We start from the raw sequence: 19,805 nt of genomic DNA on the forward strand, positions 1-19,805 counted from the left end.
ATGTATCGGCTCGATATATCGAGAACAGTAAACCCGACCCCCGGAACGGGCAAGAGGGGCGCGCGTGAATGTGATCACAAGCCGACGCGCGGCTGGTGTTGGCAACGGGCTTGTAATGATCTGTTGCCGTTTTGCGGGCATTGGCAACTGATGTCCGATTAGTTGTATATCCGTGCTGCGTACGCTGTCGCGTGTGCACGAGGACCACCTCCGGGATCAGGGCGGTTGGCGGGCATCGGACGTGAACCCTGCCTTCAGGCTGGAAACGCCTGGCGAGGAGTGGCTGGAAGATGAGCGAGCGACGGCGAAGGACGCCCAACCCGGGCGGTGAGGGGCAGCAGCCCCCGGGAGGCGGTGGCCGTCAGGGCGAGGGGCCGGGACCCGACGAGCTGCGCTCGGACGGCGCCGGTCGGCGACGCCCCTCGGGGGTCAGGGAGACCGCACAGCAGCCCCGGATGACCCGTGCGGAGATGCGCAAGGCCGCCCAGAAGAAGGGCGCCAAGGGGGGTGGCCGGCGCGGTGACGCCGCGGCCGCCTCCGCCGCCGCGGCCGCCGGCCCCGGCAAGAAGCGCTTCATCGACTACCCGCGGTTCGGCAAGACCGGCGTCCGGCGCTGGCTGCCGTCCTGGAAGCAGTGGCTGAGCGCCTTCGTACTGGTCTTCGGCTGCTTCGTGGGCCTGGTGTTCTACCTGTACCAGACCACCGAGGTCCCCAAGCTGAACGATCTGGTGAAGGACCAGAACACGATCTACTACTGGGCCGACAACACGGAGATGACCCGCAAGGGCCAGACCAACCGTCAGATCGTCGAGCTCAAGGACATCAGTCCGCACCTCCAGGACGCCGTCATCGCCGCGGAGAACAAGAGCTTCAAGACCGACAGCGGCATCGACCCCAAGGGCATGCTCCGCGCGGTCTGGAACATGGCGAAGGGCGGTGAGACCCAGGGCGCCTCGACGATCACCCAGCAGTACGTGAAGAACGCCTACCTGAGCCAGGAGCAGACCCTCAGCCGCAAGGTGAGGGAGTTCTTCATCACGCTGAAGATCAACCAGGAGAAGGAGAAGCCGGAGATCCTCACCGGCTACCTGAACACCAGCTGGTTCGGCCGCGGTGCGAACGGTGCCCAGGCGGCCGCCCAGGCGTACTACGGGGTGGACGCCAAGGACCTCAACGTCTGTCAGAGCGCCATGCTGGCCGGTCTGCTCAAGGGTGCGGCGTACTACGACCCCACCAACCCGGCCAACAAGGACCGGGCCCAGGGCCGGTGGAACTGGATCCTGGACCAGATGGTGGACACCAAGGCCATCACCCCGGAGGAGCGCGCCAAGTGCACCGCGTTCCCGGACCCGATCACGCAGAAGCCCAACTCCAACATGAACGGTGAGATCAGCTACCTGGTCGACACCGCCAACAAGTACGTGATGGCCACCGACAAGACGATCACCCAGCAGATGATCGACCGGGGCGGCCTGAAGATCTACACCACCTTCGAGAAGGACAAGGTCGACGCGCTGAAGAGCGCCGTCGACGCCGTCAAGGCGGAGAACCTCAACCCGCAGAAGCGGCCGGACAACGACACCAACATCCAGTTCGGCTCCGCCAGCATCCGCCCCGGCGACGGCGCGATCGTCGCCCTCTACGGCGGCGACGGCGTGGAGAACGGCCACTTCGACAACAACGCCGACGCCACCGGCGTCCAGGTCGGCTCGACCTTCAAGCCCTTCGTGCTGGCCACCGCGATGCAGACCGGCGTGCAGACCGCGAAGGACGACAAGGGCAAGCCGAAGCGGATCAACGCCGACAGCCGCTACCTGGCCGACGACATGTCCGAGATCCGCAAGGCGGACGGCTCGCTGGTGATCGGCGACGACGGCAAGCCCTACCGGCAGAAGAACGAGGACGCCGGCAAGCGCGGCTACGTCTCGCTGCGGATGGCCATGCAGTACTCGTACAACGTGCCCTTCGTCCAGCTGAACCAGGACGTCGGCGGCCAGAACGTGGCCGACATCGCGGTGCAGATGGGCATCAAGAAGGAGAGCCTCGCCGACCCGAAGACGGCGACCTTCCCGCTCGGCACCTCCACCATCAGCCCGATCCGGATGGCCACCGCCTACGGCACCCTGGCGGCCAGCGGCAAGGAGGCCGAGCCGTACTCGGTCACCAAGGTCGAGGTGAGCGGCGTGGAGCGGCCGGGCTTCGGCAAGAAGGAGCCCAAGGTCGCGCTGGAGCCGGCCGTCGCCGACAACGTCACCGACACGCTGGTGAACGTGGCGGTGAACGGTACCGGTAAGAAGACGAAGGACCTGGGCCGCCCGGTGGCCGGCAAGACCGGTACCACCGACCAGAACAAGTCGGCCTGGTGGGTCGGCTACACCCCGCAGCTGGCGACCAGCGTCGCGATGTGGCGCGAGGACCCGACCAAGCACGAGCGGCAGTCGCTCAACGGCACCGGCGGCAAGGAGTCCATCCACGGTGGTGACATCCCGACCGATGTCTTCACCCGGTACATGAAGGCCGCACTGGCCAACGAGAAGAAGATGGACTTCCCGACCCCGCAGCCGGTCGGCACCGAGGTCGACTCCTCCGGCGCGCCGTCCACGGCCAGCGCGGCGGCGACCCCGACCACGACCGACAGCCCGACGGCCCCGCCGGCCGCCCAGACGCAGGCGCCGCAGCCGCCCGTGCAGCCGCAGCCCACCCAGACCTGCGTGCCCGGCGTGGACTGCCCCGGCGACCAGCCGACCCCCTCGCACACCAGGCCGAACCCGGGCAACAGCTGCCTGCCGGTGATCGGCTGCCAGACGCAGCCGCCGGGACCGACGGACACCACGCCGCCGGGCGGCGGCAACGGTGGCGGTGGCGGACGCCCGACCGGCGGCGGCAAGCCGACGCCGAGCAGCACGGGCGGTCTCCAGGGCGGCGGGGCGGCCGGGCAGTAGCCCCGGCCGGGCGGAACCCGGAACCCGGAACCACGGCGGTGGCGGTCCTCCTCGGAGGGCCGCCACCGCCGTTTCCGTCGCGCCCGCCGCGCCCGCCCGCGGCGAAGAGGTACAGACCGTTGCGGGGTCCTCCTCGTCCCGGCGGGACGGGTGCGGCAGGATGTCCGGCATGACGTCGAGCGATCGTGACGAAACCGCCGGGCCGGACGGGTCCGGCGCCGCCGCAGGGCCCCTCCCGGCAGCCGTCGCCACGGCCGCGCCGCCGGCCAACACCGTGGTCGTGCCGGCCGACGAGGACCCGGTGGCGGCGGCCGGCAGCGAGGTGTTCGGCGGGCCCCCGGGCCGCCGGGCGCTGCTCGGCGTCTCCTGGTGGGTCCCGGCGCGCTTCCTGGCGCTCGCGGTGATCGTGGTGTCGGTGCTCGGGATGGTGCAGAAGCTGCCCTGCTACGAGCAGGCCTGGTTCCAGCCGGGCTCGCCGCAGTACATCCACGCCTGCTACAGCGACATCCCGCACCTGTTCTCCGGACGCGGCTTCGCGGCCGGGCTGCACCCGTACGTGGACCGCGTCCCGGGCTCCTCGGGGGACCTCCAGTACCTGGAGTACCCGGTGCTGACCGGCCTGTTCATGCAGGTCGCGGCCTGGCTGACGCCGGGCGGCGGGGACCAGCAGAGCCAGGAGCAGTGGTTCTGGGCGATCAACGCCGGGATGCTGATGGCCTGCGCGGTGGTCGCCGCGGTGGCGCTCTCCCGCACCCACCGGCGCCGTCCATGGGACGCGCTGCTGTTCGCGCTCGCCCCCGTCCTGCTGCTCAACGGCACCGTCAACTGGGACCTGCTCGCGGTCGCCCTGGCCGCCGTGGCGATGGCCTGGTGGAGCGGTGCCCGCCCGGGCTGGGCCGGTGTCTTCATCGGCCTGGCCACCGCGGCCAAGCTCTACCCGCTGCTGCTGATCGGCCCGCTGCTGGTGCTCTGCTGGCGGGCCGGCCGGTGGCGCGAGTTCCGGGTGATGCTGGGCGGCGCGGTCGGCTCCTGGCTGGTGGTCAACCTGCCGATCATGCTGGCCAACTGGCGGGGCTGGTCGACCTTCTACGTGTTCAGCAAGCACCGCGGCGAGGACTACGGCTCGTTCTGGCTGATCCTGATGCAGCGCCGGGGCGCCGGGCTGGCCGACCTCGACGTCTACATCGGCGTGCTGATGGTGCTGGGCTGCCTGGCCATAGCGTGGCTCGGCTTCTCGGCCCCGCGCCGGCCGCGCTTCGCCCAGCTGGCCTTCCTGGTGGTCGCGCTGTTCGTGCTGGTCAACAAGGTGTACTCGCCGCAGTACGCGCTCTGGCTGCTGCCGCTCGCGGTGCTGGCCCGGCCGCGCTGGCGGGACTTCCTGGTCTGGCAGGCCTGCGAGGTGCTCTACACCCTGGGCATCTGGTCCCACCTGGGCCTGGTCACCGGCTCCAAGCAGCACGGGATCGGCGAGGGCTGGTACCACTTCGCGATCGGGCTGCACCTGCTGGGCACGCTGTACCTGGTCGCCCTGGTGGTCCGCGACGTCCTCCACCCGGACCGCGACCCGGTCCGCTGGGACGGCAGCGACGACCCCTCCGGCGGGGTGCTGGACCACGCCCCGGACGTGTCCGTGCTGGGCACCGCCCGCCGGCTGCGCGAGGAGGAGAGCTACGCCGGGTACGCGCCGGCCGGCCCCGAGCAGTGGCTCAACGAGCCCGAGCTGCCGGAGCCGGCCGAAAAGGCCTAGCCGGTCGGAAAGGCCTGGCGGGTCGGAAAGGCCTGGCGGGTCAGCGGTCCACCACGCGGTCGAAGTGCGTGGTGGTGTGCCGGACCTGGAGACCGAGCTCCTCGCCGATCGCCGGGGGCTTGGTCTCCCCGTCCAGGAAGAGCAGCGAGACCTGCATGTGCGGCGGCTCGGCGAACCACAGCTGCTTGCCGGCCCAGTGGAACGGCGACTTGGTCTTGTTGACGGTCGCCAGGCCGGCCCGGGCGATGCCCTTGGCCCGCGCCCCCATGCTCTGGAGGTACTTGGGCGCCTCCAGGCCGATGCCGTGCGCGGTGCCGCCGGCGACCACCAGGATGTGGCCGTCGGAGGGCGCCGGGTGCTGGCGGTAGCCGTAGCGGTCGCCCTTCTGCAGCGGGGTGACGTCCAGGACGGTGGCCCGGACCTCCAGCGCGGCGTGGTCGCCGAGCCAGAGCCGGGTGCCGATCCGGGCGCGGAAGACCGTCTCCGGGTAGCGCTGGGCCAGCTGGTCCATGCCGGCCGCGCCGAGGTGGCTGACGAACACGGTGTGCACCGGGATGCCGGCCGCCCGGGCGGTGTCCACCCAGTACGCGACCTCCTCGATCGGGCTGGAGCCGTCCGGCCGGTCCATCGGCAGGTGCAGCGCCAGGCCCTCGAAGGCGACGCCCTCCAGCTCGTTGGCGACGGTGCGCAGGTCGGCCGCGCTCACGCCGTGCCGGCGCATGGTGGTCATGCACTCCAGCACCACCCGGGCGCCGTGCAGCGAGCGCAGCGCCTCCACGCTGGCCACCGTCCGGATCACCCGGGCGTGCGGCAGCGGGAGCACCTCCTCGCCGACCCGGTACGGGGTGAGCACCAGCAGCTCGCCGCCGTACCACTCGGCGGCGTCGGCCGCCTCGTACGCGGTACCGACGGCGAGCACCCCGGTGCCCAGCAGCGTCGCCTCCTCGGCCAGCCGGTGGTTGCCCAGGCCGTAGCCGTTCCCCTTGGCGACGGGCACCAGGCCGGGGAACTCGGCGAGGACGGAGCGCTGGTGGGTGCGCCAGCGTTCGGTCTCGAGGTAGAGCGACAGCGTCATCGGGTCAGCCTCCTCAGCGGCGGGACATGTAGAGGTCGAGGGCCTTGTGCAGCAGCTTGTTGAGCGGGAAGTCCCACTCGCCGAGGTACTCGGCCGCCTGGCCGCCGGTGCCGACCTTGAACTGGATCAGGCCGAACAGGTGGTCGTTCTCGTCCAGGGTGTCACTGATGCCGCGCAGGTCGTACACCCCGCCGCCGAGGGCGTAGGAGTCGCGCATCATCCGCCACTGGATGGCGTTGGACGGCTTGACCTCGCGCTTGTGGTTGGCCGAGGCGCCGTAGGAGTACCAGACGTGCTCGCCGACCACCAGCATCGTGGTGGCGGCCAGCGGCTCGCCCTCGTGGTAGGCGATGTAGAGCCGCATGCGGTTCGGGTCCTCGGCCACCAGGGCCTTCCACATCCGCTGGAAGTAGGCCAGCGGGCGCGGGGTGAACTTGTCGCGCTCGGCGGTGACCAGGTAGAGCTGGTGGAAGATCGGCAGGTCGTCGTAGCCGCCCTGGTAGACCTCGACGCCGCTCTTCTCGGCCTTCTTGATGTTGCGGCGCCAGAGCTGGTTGAAGTTCTTGTGGATGTCGTCCAGCGAGCGGTTGGCCAGCGGCACCTGGAAGACGTAGCGGGGCTGGACGTCGCCGAAGCCGGCGCCGCCGTCCTCGCCCTGCAGCCAGCCGGCCTTGCGCAGCCGGTCGGCCACCTCGAAGGCGCGGGCCTCGTACCAGTCGGCCTCGACGTCGCGCAGGCGCTTGGCCTGCTTGCCGGCGATGGCCTCCTTGATGGTGGGGGCGTTCCAGCGGCGGATGACGATCGGCGGGCCCATCTTCACCGAGAACGCGCCCTGCGACTTGAGGTGCGCCAGCATCGGGGAGAGCCAGCGGTCGAGGTCGCGGTCGAACCAGTCGATGACCGGTCCCTCGGGCAGGTAGGCGAGGTAGCGCTTGAGCTTGGGCAGCTGGCGGTAGAGGACCAGGCCGGCGCCGACGAGCTGGTCGGTCTCGTCGAACCAGCCGATCGACTCGGAGCGCCACTCGGCCTTCACGTCGCCCCACGACGGCACCTGCATGTGGCTGGCCGAGGCGCGGCTCCTGATGAAGGCGAGGTGCTCCTCGCGGGTGATCGTCCTCAGGCGCAGGCTCATGTGCTCGGTGCTCCTCGTCGTCGGGCTGCGGTGGCCCAGGTTCTCGGGCTGACCTTATCGTCCGGGGTCCGGGCGCCCGTCGCTGCGGGCACGGCGGCGCCCCCGTCGGGTACCTGTCTCCTCTGCAGATACGCGACGGGGGCGGCGAGGGTTCCGGGCGGGGCCTGTGGGCTCGGTCCCAGCGGTGCGGTCCGGGGGCGTGCGAGGGGGCGCGGGGGCCCGGTTCAGCCCCAGAGACCGCCGCGGGCGATGCCGAGGTAGAAGCCGATCGCGGCGGCGCCGAGTGTGATCATCAGGACGAAGCGCTCGGCGGTGGTGACCGAGACGAACATGCCCCACAGGCCCGTGACGATGCCGAACAGGCCGGTCCACGAGGTCAGCAGGTGCAGGTTGTGGAAGAACGAGGTGGTGAAGGCGATCACGCCCAGCACGGCGGTGACGCCCACCAGGGCGTTCTCGCGGGGGTGCGGGTGGCCGTCGGTGTTCAGGGTGAGGGCGGGCATGCGGTGGACGGACTGTGCCATGGGTCCCACCTCCTGGCGTGGAGACGAACGGGCAGGAATCCCGTTCCGTCCAGATTGCGGCGCTTGGGCCGCTCTCACAACCCCTATGCGTTTTGTTCGGCCGTCCGGGTGCAGGTAGGCTGTGCCGTCTGCACTGGTGTAGTTGTGCCCCCTCTGCACCCTCTACCGGGTGGGATCCGCCTCCGGGCGGAGCGGGGGCCGATTGTCCGACCCGGCCGCTACGGTGGGCCGGAGTCGTCACTGCTCCGGTGCCGACGCTACGCACAACCCTCCTGCCACGGAGAGACCGTGGCCGCTGAGTCCAAAGGAGGTGGGTTACTCATGCGTCACTACGAGCTGATGGTCATCCTCGACCCCTCGGTCGAGGAGCGCGCTGTCTCCCCCCTGATCGAGAACTTCCTCACCGTCGTCCGCAACGCGGGTGGCAAGGTGGAGAAGGTCGACACCTGGGGTCGCCGCCGTCTGGCTTACGAGATCAACAAGCAGTCCGAGGGCATCTACTCGGTCATCGACCTCAAGGCCACGCCTGAGGTCGTCAAGGAGCTCGACCGCCAGCTGGGCCTGAGCGAGTCGGTTCTGCGGACCAAGGTCCTGCGCCCGGACACCCACTGAGCCACCTCTGAGGCCTTCGGGTCTCGGGTAGCTCGCGTCCGCTGTTTCACGTGAAACAGCGGTGAACGGACATCTTCCCGAGAGGTCATCACCACCATGGCAGGCGAGACCGTCATCACCCTCGTCGGCAATCTCGTCGACGACCCCGAGCTGCGCTTCACCCCGTCGGGTGCGGCGGTCGCGAAGTTCCGCATCGCGTCCACCCCCCGCACCTTCGACCGTCAGACGAACGAGTGGAAGGACGGCGAGAGCCTCTTCCTCACGTGCAACGTCTGGCGGCAGCCGGCGGAGAACGTGGCCGAGTCGCTGCAGCGCGGCATGCGCGTCATCGTGCAGGGCCGACTGCGCCAGCGGTCTTACGAGACCAAGGAAGGCGAGAAGCGGACGGTCTTCGAGGTCGAGGTCGACGAGGTCGGTCCGAGCCTGCGCTCGGCGACCGCCAAGGTCACCCGGGCCAACCGGTCCGGCGGCCCCGGTGGCGGCTTCGGCGGCCAGCAGGGTGGCGGCCAGGGCGGCGGCGGCAGCTGGGGTGGAAACTCCGGCGGCGGCGGCCAGCAGGGCGGCGGCAGCTGGGGTGGAAACTCCGGCGGCGGCCAGTCCGGCCCCTCCGACGACCCCTGGGCCTCCAGCGCCCCGTCCGGTGGAAACCAGGGCGGCGGCTGGGGTGCCCCGGCCGGCGGCGGTGGCGGCTACTCGGAAGAGCCCCCGTTCTAAGAGCTGACAGATTTCGTGCGGCCCGGCCGCCGGCGTCCCCGGACGCCCGCCGGGCCGTGAACCCCAAATGGAGCACACAATGGCGAAGCCGCCTGCTCGCAAGCCGAAGAAGAAGGTTTGCGTCTTCTGCAAGGACAAGGTCAACTACGTTGACTACAAGGACACGAACCTGCTGCGGAAGTACATCTCCGACCGCGGCAAGATCCGTGCCCGTCGGGTGACCGGCAACTGCACCCAGCACCAGCGTGACGTCGCCACGGCCGTGAAGAACAGCCGTGAGATGGCGCTGCTGCCCTACACCAGCACCGCGCGCTAAGAGAGGGTGACCAAGTAATGAAGATCATCCTCACTCACGAGGTGCCGGGTCTCGGCTCCGCCGGCGAGGTCGTCGAGGTCAAGGACGGCTACGCCCGCAACTACCTGGTCCCGCGTGGCTTCGCCATCCGCTGGACCAAGGGTGGTCAGAAGGACGTCGACGCCATCCGTCGCGCCCGGAAGATCCACGAGATCCAGACCCTCGAGGCCGCCACCGCGGTCAAGGGTCAGCTCGAGGGCGTCCAGGTCAAGCTGGCCGTCCGCTCGGGCGACGCCGGCCGTCTGTTCGGCTCGGTGACCCAGGCCGACGTCGTCGAGGCCATCAAGGCCGCCGGCGGCCCGGCCGTGGACAAGCGCGCCGTCGCGATCGCCTCGCCGATCAAGACCGTGGGCTCCCACAAGGTCTCGGTCAAGCTGCACTCGGACGTCGTGGCCAACCTCGACGTCGCCGTCGTGGCTGCCTGAGCTCCGTAGAGCACAAGGCCTGAGGGCCGGACTCCTCCGGGAGTCCGGCCCTCGGTCTTTTCCGGCCCGGTTCTCTTCGGGTCTCAGCCGCGCACCGCTCCGGTGACCAGCCACTTGCCGCCGCGGGCGCGCCAGGCCAGGAAGCCGGCCCGCAGCAGCATGAACAGGTTCATCGCCCACCAGAGCCCGGCCAGTCCGGTGCCGGTGGCCGGCACCGCCAGGGCCACCGGGACGAACACCGCCAGGGTGGCGAGCCCGGCCCAGGCCAGGTAGCGGCCGTCCCCGGCGCCCATCAGCACGCCGTCCAGCACGAAGACCGGGCCGGCCACCGGCTGGGTGAGCGCGAGCAGCAGCAGGGCGGTGTCCAGCTGGGCCCGGACGGCCGGATCGGGTGTGAAGAGCGGGACGTACAGCGGGCGGGCGACCACCACCAGCAGGCCGAGCACCAGCCCGGAGACGACGCCCCACTCGACCATCCGCCGGGTGGCGGCCCTGGCGCCGGGGACGTCCGAGGCGCCCAGGTAGCGGCCGATGATGGCCTGGCCGGCGATCGCGATCGCGTCCAGCGCGAAGGCCAGGAAGTTGAACAGCGCCATGGTGATCTGGTGGGCGGCGACCTGGTCGTCGCCGAGCCGGGCGGCGACCGCGGTGGCGGTCATCAGCACCGCGCGCAGGCTGATCGTCCGGACCAGCAGCGGGCCGCCGGCCCTGGCACTGGCCCGGATGCCCGCGGTGTCCGGCCGCAGCGAGGCCCCTTCCCGGCGGGCGCCGCGGACCACCACGACCAGGTAGGCGGCGGCCATCCCGGTCTGGGCGAGCACGGTGCCCCAGGCCGAGCCGGCCACCCCGAGCCCGGCGCCGTACACCAGGCCGGCGTTCAGGCCGATGTTGGCGGCGAAGCCCGCGACGGCCACCACCAGCGGCGTGCGGGTGTCCTGGAGGCCGCGCAGCACCCCGGTGGCGGCCAGCACCATGAGCATCGCCGGGATGCCCAGCGAGCTGATCCGCAGGTACGTCACCGCGTGCGGCGCGGCGGTCGCCGAGGCGCCCAGCGCGTCGGCCGCCCAGGGCGCCAGCACCAGGGTGAGGAGGACCACCGGGACGGCCAGGCCCAGGGCGAGCCAGATGCCGTCGATGCCCTGCTGCACGGCGCCCCGGCGGTCCCCGGCGCCGATCCGGCGGGCGACCGCCGCGGTGGTGGCGTAGGCGAGGAAGACGAACACGCCGGTCGCGGTGGAGAGCGCGGCGGAGGCGACGCCCACCCCGGCCAGCTGGGGGGTGCCGAGGTGGCCGACGATCGCCGAGTCGGCCATCAGGAAGAGCGGTTCGGCGACGAGCGCGCCGAAGGCCGGGACGGCCAGGGCGAGGATCTCCCGGTCGTGCCGGCGTCGCGAGGGCTTCGGGGCCGGGGTCGGGGGCGAGGCGGTCATGGGCTCCAGGCTACTCATCCACAGGTAATGGATGTAAGGGCCTATTGACTATTACTCGAAATCTTGAGCGGCGCGGTTCGTCCGCTCTGCGCCCACAGCCGTTCGGAGGTGTGTGAAGAATTTCTCATGCACAGGACCGGGAAGAGGTAATCCCAGGTCAACAGGTTGACGGTGGATCGATTGTTCGGTTATCCACAGGGACGTCCACAGGGGTGTCCACAGCTTTGCGGCAGTTCTCCACAGGACGGGGCCGGTCATCCACACCCCCTGTGGATAACCGCCTTGGCGCAACGGCGTCCGGCGCCTTAGCGTGGGCCCTCCGCCCGACACTCCCGCCGCCCCGGCGTCCGTTTTGTCGGGACCGTGGCGTACAAAGAGGAGCGGCTCCGCTCCACCCAGCCACCGGCAAGCCCGCTCCACCTTCGCACCACTCGCTGATCGGGGAACACGCGTGACCGGCCCCCAGTACGACGACCACGACGCCCCGCCGCCGGAGGAGGACTGGCAGCCCGCCGAGGACCCCTTCCCGGCCGGCGCCTTCGACGACGCCCCCTTCCCGGACGGCCCGGGGGACCGGCTGCCGGTCTCGCGCGGCCGTGGCCAGGGCGGTCAGGGCGGTGGCCGTGACGGCCAGAAGGGCGGCTTCCAGAAGGGCGGCAAGGGCGACCGGAAGGACGGCGGCTGGCAGCGCCGGGACGAGGGCGGCGGCGACGGGGGCGGGGGCGTGGACGGCTTCGAGCGCGTCCCGCCGCAGGACCTGGACGCCGAGAAGTCCGTCCTCGGCGGCATGCTGCTCTCCAAGGACGCCATCGCCGACGTCGTCGAGGTGCTCAAGCCGGTCGACTACTACCGGCCCGCGCACGAGATGGTCCACGGCGCGATCCTCGACCTCTACGCCCGCGGCGAGCCGGCCGACCCGATCACCGTGGCCGGCGAGCTGACCAAGCGCGGCGAGCTCCAGCGCGTCGGCGGCGCCTCCTACCTGCACACCCTGGTCAACTCCGTCCCGACCGCGGCCAACGCCGAGTACTACGCCCAGATCGTGCACGAGCGCGCGGTGCTGCGCCGGCTGGTCGAGGCGGGCACCCGGATCGCCGGCATGGGCTACGCGGCCGAGGGCGACGTGGACGAGATCGTCAACGCCGCCCAGGCGGAGATCTACGCCGTCACCGAGCAGCGCACCAACGAGGACTACGCCCCGCTCTCCGACATCATGGAGGGCGCCCTCGACGAGATCGAGGCGATCGGCTCCCGCAACGGCGAGATGTCCGGCGTCCCCACCGGCTTCGCCGACTTCGACCAGCTCACCAACGGCCTCCACCCCGGCCAGATGATCGTCATCGCGGCCCGTCCCGCGATGGGCAAGTCCACCCTGGCGCTGGACTTCGCCCGGGCCTGCTCGATCCACCACAAGCTGCCGAGCGTGATCTTCTCGCTCGAAATGGGCCGCAACGAGATCGCCATGCGCCTGCTCTCCGCCGAGGCCCGGGTGGCGCTGCACCACATGCGCTCCGGGAACATGACGGACGACGACTGGACGCGGGTGGCCCGCCGGATGCCCGACGTCAGCGAGGCGCCGCTGTTCATCGACGACTCGCCGAACCTGTCGATGATGGAGATCCGCGCCAAGTGCCGCCGGCTGAAGCAGCGCAACGACATCAAGCTGGTCGTCATCGACTACCTCCAGCTGATGCAGTCCGGCGGCTCCCGGCGGGCCGAGAACCGCCAGCAGGAGGTCTCGGACATGTCCCGTAACCTCAAGCTGCTGGCCAAGGAGCTGGAAGTCCCGGTCATCGCGCTGTCCCAGCTGAACCGTGGTCCCGAGCAGCGCACCGACAAGCGGCCGATGGTCTCGGACCTCCGCGAGTCCGGCTCGATCGAGCAGGACGCCGACATGGTCATCCTGCTGCACCGCGAGGACGCCTACGAGAAGGAGTCCCCGCGCGCGGGCGAGGCCGACCTGATCGTCGCCAAGCACCGTAACGGTCCGACCGCGACGATCACGGTGGCCTTCCAGGGCCACTACTCGCGCTTCGTCGACATGACCCGGGACTGAGCCCGGGCCCCGTCCGGAGCGGTCAGACGGTGACGGTGGCGCGGAAGAGCGTGCCGCCGGTGCCGGAGAGGCGGGTCGGGGTGCCGGTGGCGGGGAGGAAGGCGGCCTGGCCGCGGGCCAGGTCCAGGACGGTGCCGTCGGCGGCGGTCAGCCGGGTGGCGCCCTCGGTGCAGAGCAGGATCTGCGGGGTGCGGCCGTCGATCTCGCGCTCGGCGCCGTCCAGGACGAAGCGGGAGAGCCGGAACTCGTCGATCGGGACGGGGTAGAGCTCCTCGCCCGGGGTGCCCTCGACCGGGGCCGGCTCCAGCGGCTCGGGGGCGCCGGCCTCGAAGACCACGACCTTCAGCAGCTCCGGCACGTCGATGTGCTTGGGGGTGAGGCCGGCCCGCAGCACGTTGTCGGAGTTGGCCTGGAGCTCGACGCAGACGCCGGACAGGTAGCCGTGCGGGACCCCGGCGCCCAGGTAGAGCGCCTGGCCGGCCCGCAGCCGGACGTGGTTGAGCAGCATGCCGGCGACCACGCCGCGGTCGTCCGGGAAGTCCTCGGCGATCCGGGCGTACGGGGCGTACTCCCCGTCCGGGTCGGTCGCCGCCAGCACCTCGACGGTCCGCCGGACGGTCTCCGGGTCCAGCGCGAGGGCGGCGGTCAGGGCGCCGCGCAGCGCCTCGGAGTCGTCCTCGGCGGCCAGCCGCCCGATCACCGGGGCGAGCCCGGGCACCCCGAGCCCGGTCAGCAGCCGGGCCGCGTCGGCGGGCCGCCGGAAGCCGCACAGGCCGTCGAAGTCGCCCAGCGCGCAGACCATTTCGGGCTTGTGGTTGGCGTCCCGGTAGTTGCGCTCGGGGGCGTCCAGGGGGATCCCGAGGGCGTTCTCGGCGGCGAAGCCGGCCCGGGCCTGGTCGAGCGTGGGGTGGGCCTGGATGGACAGCGGGATGCCCGCGGCCAGGACCTTGAAGAGGAACGGCAGGGTCGGGCCGAACCTGGCCACGCTCGCGGCGCCCAGCTCGCCCTCGGGGTCGGCTGCGATCAGCTCGTCCAGTCGGCGCGGGCCCTCGCCGCGGTCGGCGCGGGACGGGGCGCCGGGGTGGGCGCCCATCCACAGCTCGGCCTGCGGTTCACCGGTCGGCCGCTGCCCGAGCAGCTCGGGCAGGGCGGTGAGCGACCCCCAGGCGTACGGGCGGACGGTGTTGACGAGCCTGTCCATGCGCGCGGTCCTACTCCTTCGCAGTCTGGGCGGCCCCGGATGTCCCGAGTCCGGATCGCCGGGGCGGGCCCGGCGGTGCGGGCGGTCCGGGCACGGGCAAGGGAAACGACCCTAGCCGAACGGTGTCACCCACGGGGAAACGGTGGCCACCGGGTGGGAGTGCCACGGCCGGACCTGCGGTTCCCGGCGCGGTAGTAGGATGCCAGGACGCAGTAGCCTCCGCCCTGCGCGCAGTTCGCCACCGAGGTCCTCCCGGCGGGCTGCCGGCGGAGCCGCGTTCCAGAGTGCGGGCGCCGGTGTTCCGAGACCCCCCGTCATCGGCCGAGAGGTTTGTACGTGACCGTGAACCAGCAGAGTTTTGCTGATCTCGGCAAGGTCCTGGTGATCATCCCGACCTACAACGAGGCGGAGAACGTCGAGCGGATCGTCGGCCGGGTCCGTGCCGCCGTCCCCGAGGCGCACGTCCTGGTCGCCGACGACAACAGCCCCGACGGCACCGGCGAGCTGGCCGACAAGCTGGCCGTCGAGGACGAGCACGTCCACGTCATGCACCGCAAGGGCAAGGAGGGCCTCGGGGCCGCCTACCTCGCGGGGTTCCGCTGGGGCATCGACAACGGCTACGACGTCCTGGTCGAGATGGACGCGGACGGCTCGCACCAGCCCGAGGAGCTGGACCGGCTGCTGGGCGCGCTGCGCGGCGCCGACCTGGTGCTGGGCTCGCGCTGGGTGCCGGGCGGCCGGGTGGTGAACTGGCCGAAGTCCCGGCTGCTGCTCTCGCGCGGCGGCTCGACCTACTCGCGGCTGATGCTGGGCGTGCCGATCCGGGACGTCACCGGCGGCTACCGGGCGTTCCGCAAGGAGACCCTGCTGGGCCTGGGCATGGACGAGGTCGCCTCGGCCGGGTACTGCTTCCAGGTCGACCTGGCCTGGCGCACGGTGAAGGCCGGGTTCAAGGTCGCCGAGGTGCCGATCACCTTCGTCGAGCGCGAGCTGGGGGCGTCCAAGATGAGCCGCGGCATCGTGGTCGAGGCGCTGTGGCGGGTGACCACCTGGGGTGTCACCGACCGGCTGGCCAAGCTGCGCGGGGCCACCGCGAAGCGCTGACCGACCGAACCGTTCCTGGCCGAAGGGCCCGTCCACCGAACCGGTGGACGGGCCCTTCCGCATGTCCGGGGGAGGTGCGCCGGGCGCCCGGGGGGCTCAGCAGCCGCTCCTGAGCACGCCCTCCGGCAGGTAGCGGTCGGCCCAGACGGCCAGTTCGGTGAGCGCGGGCTTGAGCGCGAAGCCGGCCTCGGTGAGCCGGTAGCTGACCCGCAGCGGCGGGCCGGCGTCGACCTCGCGGACGACCAGCCCGGCCTCGGCCAGCTCGGTCAGCCGGTCGGAGAGCATCCGCTCGCTGATGCCCGGGACGGCGCGGCGCAGCTCGGAGAAGTACGCGGGGCCGCCGTTGGTGAGGACGCCCAGCAGCATGCCGGTCCAGCGCTTGCCGAGCAGGGTGAACACCCGGGTGAGGGCCAGGTCGACGTTGCGGCACGGGCCGGGGCCCTCGGCGCCGCACGCGTCGGTGGCGATCGGGACTCCGTCGGTCACTGCCTCGTGCTCGGCCATGGGTCCAGCCTACTCGAACCCCTACTAGTGACTATAGAAAAGTAAGCTGCTACGGTAATTGCAGTCGCAGCGAAATCAGCAGCTACTTATTATCTGGAGGCACTGCCATGCCCACGCTCCTGCACCTCGACTCCTCCGCGATCGCCGACGGCTCCGTCTCCCGCGAGGTCACCGCCGCCTTCCGCGCCGCCTGGCAGGCCGAGCACCCCGAGGGCACGGTGATCTACCGGGACCTCGCCGCCGACCCCCTCCCGCACCTCGACGTGCACGGCATCAGCGCCGGATTCGCCCCCGCCGAGGCCCACAGCGCCGAGCAGGCCGCCGCCTTCGCGCTGCGCGAGCAGGTGATGGCCGAGCTGGAGCAGGCCGACGCCGTGCTGATCGGCAGCCCGATGTACAACTTCACGATCCCGTCGACCCTCAAGACCTGGCTGGACCACGTGATCCTGGTCGGCCGCACCGCCGGCGAGACGCCCTCCGCCAAGGGCACCCCGGTCACCGTGGTCGCCTCCCGCGGCGGCTCGTACGCGCCCGGCGCCCCGCGCGAGCCGTTCGAGTTCGTCACCACCTACCTGGAGAAGGTGCTGACCGGCATGCTCGGGCTGGAGGTCGACTTCATCGTCCCGGAGTTCACCCTGGCGGCCGCCGTCCCGGCGATGGCCGACTTCGTCCCGAAGGCCGTCGAGTCCAAGGCCCAGGCCCTGGAGCAGGCCGCCCGCCGGGCCAAGGAAGCGGCCGCCCGAGCCGCGGTGTGACGTGCACCGGAGGCGCGCCCCACCGGGCGCGCCTTCCGCGCAATCGGCCGTCGGTGCTCCCATGCTGTAGGGCGCAGGGAATCCGACCGCCGACCAGAGGGAGCAGCCCGTGACGACGTCCCCGTCCGAGGAGAGCGCCGGCGCGGAGCGTGCCCAGGCCCGGCCGGCCGCGGGCGCGGTGCCGCCCGAGCCCGGGCAGCCGGCCCGGCCGCTGGAGGTCGCCGTCTTCACCGGCCCCGAGTCGGCCTTCTTCGCCACCTCGACACTGATCCTCGGCGAGCGGACCGCGATCCTGGTGGACGCCCAGCTGACCCGCAGCGCCGGGCGCGAGCTGGCCGAGTGGGTCGCCGGCAAGGGCAGACGCCTGCTCGCCGTCGTCGTCACCCACCAGCACCCGGACCACTACTTCGGCGCCGAGGAGGTGCTGCGGCTCTTCCCCGACGCGCAGCTGCTGGCCGCCCCGGCCGTGGTCGAGGGCATCCGGCGCACCGTCGCCGCCAAGGTCGCGCAGTGGAAGCCGGTGTACGGCGACGACATCCCGGACCACCCGCTGATCCCCGCCCCGCTGCTGCCGCAGCCGCTGATGCTGGACCGCCAGGTGATCCCCGTGCTGCTGCTCGGCCAGGCCGACTGCGGGGACTCCACGGTCGTCCACGTGCCGAGCATCCGCACCGTGATCGCCGGGGACTTCGTCCACAACGGCACCCACGTCTGGACCGCCGACACCACCCCGGCCCAGCGCACCACGTGGGGGCACAACCTCGGCCGGATCGCCGACCTCGGCGCGGACCGGGTGATCGCCGGCCACCGGGCCCCGGACCAGGGCGACGACGCCGCCCGGGTGCTGGCCTTCACCGGCGAGTACCTCCAGGACTTCGACCGGCTGCTGGCCGAGCACCCGGACGACCCGGAGGCGCTGGTCACGGCGATGAACGAGCGGTACGGGGAGCTGACCCTGCCGTCCTTCCTGCAACTGGGCGCGGCGGCCAACACCGCCCGCGCGGCCGGGGAGCCCGAGGAGGACCGGGAGTCCGAGGAGGACGGCGGGCCCGAGCAGGCGTAGGGCGGATACTGGCCGCATGACGCCGTACGACGTGATCGTCCCGGCGGGCGGGGCCGCCCGGCGCCTCGGCGGGGCCGACAAGCCCGGGCTGACGGTCGGCGGGACCACCCTGCTCGACCGGGTGCTCGCCGCCTGCACGGGCGCCCGCACCACCGTCGTGGTCGGCCCGGTCCGGCCGACCGCGCGCGGCGGCGTCCACTGGACCAGGGAGCGGCCGCCCGGCGGCGGGCCGGTCGCCGCCGTCGCGGCCGGGCTCGACCTGGTCACCGCGGACACCGTGCTGCTGCTCGCCGCCGACCTGCCCTTCCTGGACCGGCGGACGGTGGACCGGCTGGTCGCCGCCCTCGACCGGGCCGGGGCGCACGGGGACGCCGCCGTGCTGGTCGACGCGGGCGGCCGCGACCAGCCGCTCGCCGCCGCCTACCGCACCGCCCCGCTGCGCGCCGCGCTGGCCGCCCTCGGCGATCCCGCCGACCAGCCGCTGCGCCGCCTGGTCGGCGGACTGCCCCGGCTGCGGGTGGCCGACACCGACAACGTCGCCTACGACTGCGACACCTGGGAGGACCTGGAGCAGGCCCGCGAGCGCGACCGGACCTGAGGCGCACCGCCCCGGCCACCGACGTGTGAGCGAAACGACGCGCCCCGCACACGGGGCGAACACTTCGGGAAACCACCGATCAGGCAGCATGGGCGCATGGAGCGCACGCTGGATGACTGGATCGCCGAGGTCAAGGCCGACCTGGGCATCGACCTGGACGTCGACGTCCACGGTCTGCTCGACACGGCCCGGGTGGTCGCGCACGGGGTGGCCCGGCCGGCCGCGCCGCTGACCGCCTTCCTGATCGGCTACGCGGCCGCCCAGCGGGGCGGCGGGGCGGAGGCCGTCGCCGAGGCGGCCCGGCGGACCGAGGCCCTCGCCGAGGGCTGGGGCCCCGCCGACCGGCCGGGCGAGTCGTGAGCGCGGTCGGACAGCCGACCGTGGCCGCACCGTCCACCGGTCCCGGCGTGCTGAGCTGGCCCGGCGCCCGGGAGACCGCGCGCCGGGCCGGGCTGCGCCCGCTGCCCGGGGTCCCCGTCCCGCTGGCCGAGGCGCTCGGCCGCACCCTCGCCGAGCCGCTCGGCGCGCTGACCGACCTGCCCGCCTTCGACACCTCCGCGATGGACGGCTGGGCGGTCGCCGGTCCCGGCCCGTGGCGGGTCGCCGGCCGGGTGCTGGCCGGACGGGCCGAGCCGGCGCCGCTGGCCGACGGCACCGCCGTGGAGATCGCCACCGGCGCCCAACTGCCGCCCGGCGCCACCGCCGTACTGCGCCGTGAGCACGGGTGGACGGACGCCGCGCTGCTGCACGACCGCGGCCCGCGGCCGCTGACCACCGGCCAGGACGTCCGCCCGCGCGGCCAGGAGTGCCGCCTGGGCGAGGAGTTGCTGCCGGCCGGCACCCCGGTCGGGCCGGCCGTGCTCGGCCTGGCCGCCGCCTGCGGCCACGACCGGCTGCCGGTCCGCCGCCGTCCGGAGGTCCGACTGCTCGTCCTGGGGGACGAGTTGCTCACCTCCGGGGTGCCCGGGTCGGGCCTGGTCCGGGACGCGCTCGGGCCGCTGCTGCCGCCCTGGCTGCGGGCCGCCGGCGCCGGGACGCCCGAGGTCGGGTACGTCCGGGACGACTTCGGGCTGCTCCGGGACGCGCTGCGGCACTCCACCGCCGATCTGGTGGTCACCACCGGCGGAACGGCCGCCGGACCGGTCGACTTCCTGCACCGGGCGCTCGCCGAGGCCGGCGCCCGACTGCTGGTGGACGGCGTCGCCGTCCGGCCGGGGCACCCCATGCTGCTGGCCGAACTCCCCGGCGGCCGCCACCTGGTGGGCCTGCCGGGCAACCCGCTGGCCGCCGTCGCCGGGATGGTCACCCTCGTCCTGCCGCTGCTGCACGCCCGCAGCGGACGGACCGTCGGCCCGCCCGCCCTCGCCCCGGCCGCGGCCCCGCTGGCCGGGCACCGGACGGACACCCGGCTCCAGCCGGTCCGGCGGACCGCCGAGGGCGTCCTGCCGCTGGCCTTCGACGGCCCGGCGATGCTGCGCGGGCTCGCCCGGGCCGAGGCGCTCGCCGTGGTGCCGCCCGGCGGGGCGGCGGCGGGGGAGACGGTCGAACTGCTGGAGGCGCCGTGAACG

17 protein-coding genes and 1 pseudogene are annotated in these 19,805 nt (G+C 72.5%); 12 read left to right on the forward strand and 6 right to left on the reverse strand.

Translation table 11 applies throughout. The features are described 5' to 3' along the window. Positions 1–455: 455 nt before the first annotated feature. Together ACWDD9_RS03490 and ACWDD9_RS03495 are read left to right on the forward strand one after the other, a co-directional pair. Positions 456–2,942, forward strand: coding sequence for a transglycosylase domain-containing protein (locus ACWDD9_RS03490; protein WP_380781122.1), 2,487 nt, complete (start codon positions 456–458; stop codon positions 2,940–2,942). A gap of 169 nt (positions 2,943–3,111) precedes the next feature. After that, positions 3,112–4,689: a glycosyltransferase family 87 protein gene (locus tag ACWDD9_RS03495; RefSeq protein WP_049651115.1), complete on the forward strand. Its 1,578-nt coding sequence runs from the start codon at positions 3,112–3,114 to the stop codon at positions 4,687–4,689. A gap of 40 nt (positions 4,690–4,729) precedes the next feature. Here the strand turns inward: ACWDD9_RS03495 and ACWDD9_RS03500 are convergent, their stop codons facing one another. From ACWDD9_RS03500 to ACWDD9_RS03510, 3 genes are all read right to left on the reverse strand, one after another. Beyond that, the gene (locus ACWDD9_RS03500) at positions 4,730–5,764 is read right to left on the reverse strand and encodes an alanine racemase (RefSeq protein ID WP_049651114.1); all 1,035 of its coding nucleotides are present in this window, start codon (positions 5,762–5,764) and stop codon (positions 4,730–4,732) included. 13 nt (positions 5,765–5,777) lie between these two features. After that, positions 5,778–6,896, reverse strand: coding sequence for a lipid II:glycine glycyltransferase FemX (locus ACWDD9_RS03505; protein WP_074001890.1), 1,119 nt, complete (start codon positions 6,894–6,896; stop codon positions 5,778–5,780). Positions 6,897–7,120: 224 nt separating this feature from the next. After that, positions 7,121–7,420, reverse strand: coding sequence for a hypothetical protein (locus ACWDD9_RS03510; protein ID WP_074001889.1), 300 nt, complete (start codon positions 7,418–7,420; stop codon positions 7,121–7,123). A 321-nt stretch (positions 7,421–7,741) separates the two neighbouring features. Between ACWDD9_RS03510 and rpsF the strand changes: the two genes are divergently transcribed. The 4 genes from rpsF (at position 7,742) to rplI (ending at position 9,526) form a co-directional block, all read left to right on the forward strand. Further along, complete coding sequence (gene rpsF / locus ACWDD9_RS03515) at positions 7,742–8,032, forward strand: 30S ribosomal protein S6 (RefSeq protein WP_049651111.1); 291 nt, start codon at positions 7,742–7,744, stop codon at positions 8,030–8,032. Between the two features lie 96 nt (positions 8,033–8,128). After that, positions 8,129–8,746 carry a single-stranded DNA-binding protein gene (locus ACWDD9_RS03520; RefSeq protein WP_380779771.1) on the forward strand — a complete coding sequence of 206 codons (618 nt, stop codon included), beginning with the start codon at positions 8,129–8,131 and terminating at the stop codon, positions 8,744–8,746. Positions 8,747–8,825: 79 nt separating this feature from the next. Next, entirely contained in the window at positions 8,826–9,062 is a 237-nt protein-coding gene (gene rpsR / locus ACWDD9_RS03525) for a 30S ribosomal protein S18 (RefSeq protein WP_030059640.1), read from the forward strand. Between the two features lie 17 nt (positions 9,063–9,079). Then, on the forward strand, positions 9,080–9,526 hold the full coding sequence (gene rplI / locus ACWDD9_RS03530) for a 50S ribosomal protein L9 (RefSeq protein WP_049651109.1): 447 nt from the start codon (positions 9,080–9,082) through the stop codon (positions 9,524–9,526). 83 nt (positions 9,527–9,609) lie between these two features. Here the strand turns inward: rplI and ACWDD9_RS03535 are convergent, their stop codons facing one another. Beyond that, the gene (locus ACWDD9_RS03535) at positions 9,610–10,956 is read right to left on the reverse strand and encodes an MATE family efflux transporter (protein WP_049651108.1); all 1,347 of its coding nucleotides are present in this window, start codon (positions 10,954–10,956) and stop codon (positions 9,610–9,612) included. 451 nt (positions 10,957–11,407) lie between these two features. On the opposite strand from ACWDD9_RS03535, the gene dnaB reads away from it, so the two are divergent. Then, complete coding sequence (gene dnaB, locus ACWDD9_RS03540; protein ID WP_079271991.1) at positions 11,408–13,012, forward strand: replicative DNA helicase; 1,605 nt, start codon at positions 11,408–11,410, stop codon at positions 13,010–13,012. A 22-nt stretch (positions 13,013–13,034) separates the two neighbouring features. Here the strand turns inward: dnaB and manA are convergent, their stop codons facing one another. Then, on the reverse strand, positions 13,035–14,213 hold the full coding sequence (manA, locus tag ACWDD9_RS03545; RefSeq protein ID WP_380779769.1) for a mannose-6-phosphate isomerase, class I: 1,179 nt from the start codon (positions 14,211–14,213) through the stop codon (positions 13,035–13,037). Between the two features lie 336 nt (positions 14,214–14,549). Between manA and ACWDD9_RS03550 the strand changes: the two genes are divergently transcribed. Then, the gene (locus ACWDD9_RS03550; RefSeq protein ID WP_074001887.1) at positions 14,550–15,317 is read left to right on the forward strand and encodes a polyprenol monophosphomannose synthase; all 768 of its coding nucleotides are present in this window, start codon (positions 14,550–14,552) and stop codon (positions 15,315–15,317) included. Between the two features lie 96 nt (positions 15,318–15,413). Here the strand turns inward: ACWDD9_RS03550 and ACWDD9_RS03555 are convergent, their stop codons facing one another. Continuing rightward, positions 15,414–15,821: a winged helix-turn-helix transcriptional regulator gene (locus tag ACWDD9_RS03555; protein ID WP_117488718.1), complete on the reverse strand. Its 408-nt coding sequence runs from the start codon at positions 15,819–15,821 to the stop codon at positions 15,414–15,416. A gap of 107 nt (positions 15,822–15,928) precedes the next feature. Between ACWDD9_RS03555 and ACWDD9_RS03560 the strand changes: the two genes are divergently transcribed. From ACWDD9_RS03560 to ACWDD9_RS03575, 4 genes and pseudogenes are all read left to right on the forward strand, one after another. Continuing rightward, positions 15,929–16,576: an FMN-dependent NADH-azoreductase gene (locus ACWDD9_RS03560; RefSeq protein WP_049651105.1), complete on the forward strand. Its 648-nt coding sequence runs from the start codon at positions 15,929–15,931 to the stop codon at positions 16,574–16,576. A gap of 109 nt (positions 16,577–16,685) precedes the next feature. Then, on the forward strand, positions 16,686–17,639 hold the full coding sequence (locus ACWDD9_RS03565; protein WP_449810686.1) for an MBL fold metallo-hydrolase: 954 nt from the start codon (positions 16,686–16,688) through the stop codon (positions 17,637–17,639). A gap of 16 nt (positions 17,640–17,655) precedes the next feature. Next, positions 17,656–18,597 (forward strand): annotated as a pseudogene (locus tag ACWDD9_RS03570) (NTP transferase domain-containing protein). Positions 18,598–18,617: 20 nt separating this feature from the next. Then, entirely contained in the window at positions 18,618–19,802 is a 1,185-nt protein-coding gene (locus tag ACWDD9_RS03575; RefSeq protein ID WP_449810687.1) for a molybdopterin molybdotransferase MoeA, read from the forward strand. Positions 19,803–19,805: the final 3 nt, after the last annotated feature.

Source organism: Kitasatospora sp. NPDC001119 (assembly GCF_053598475.1).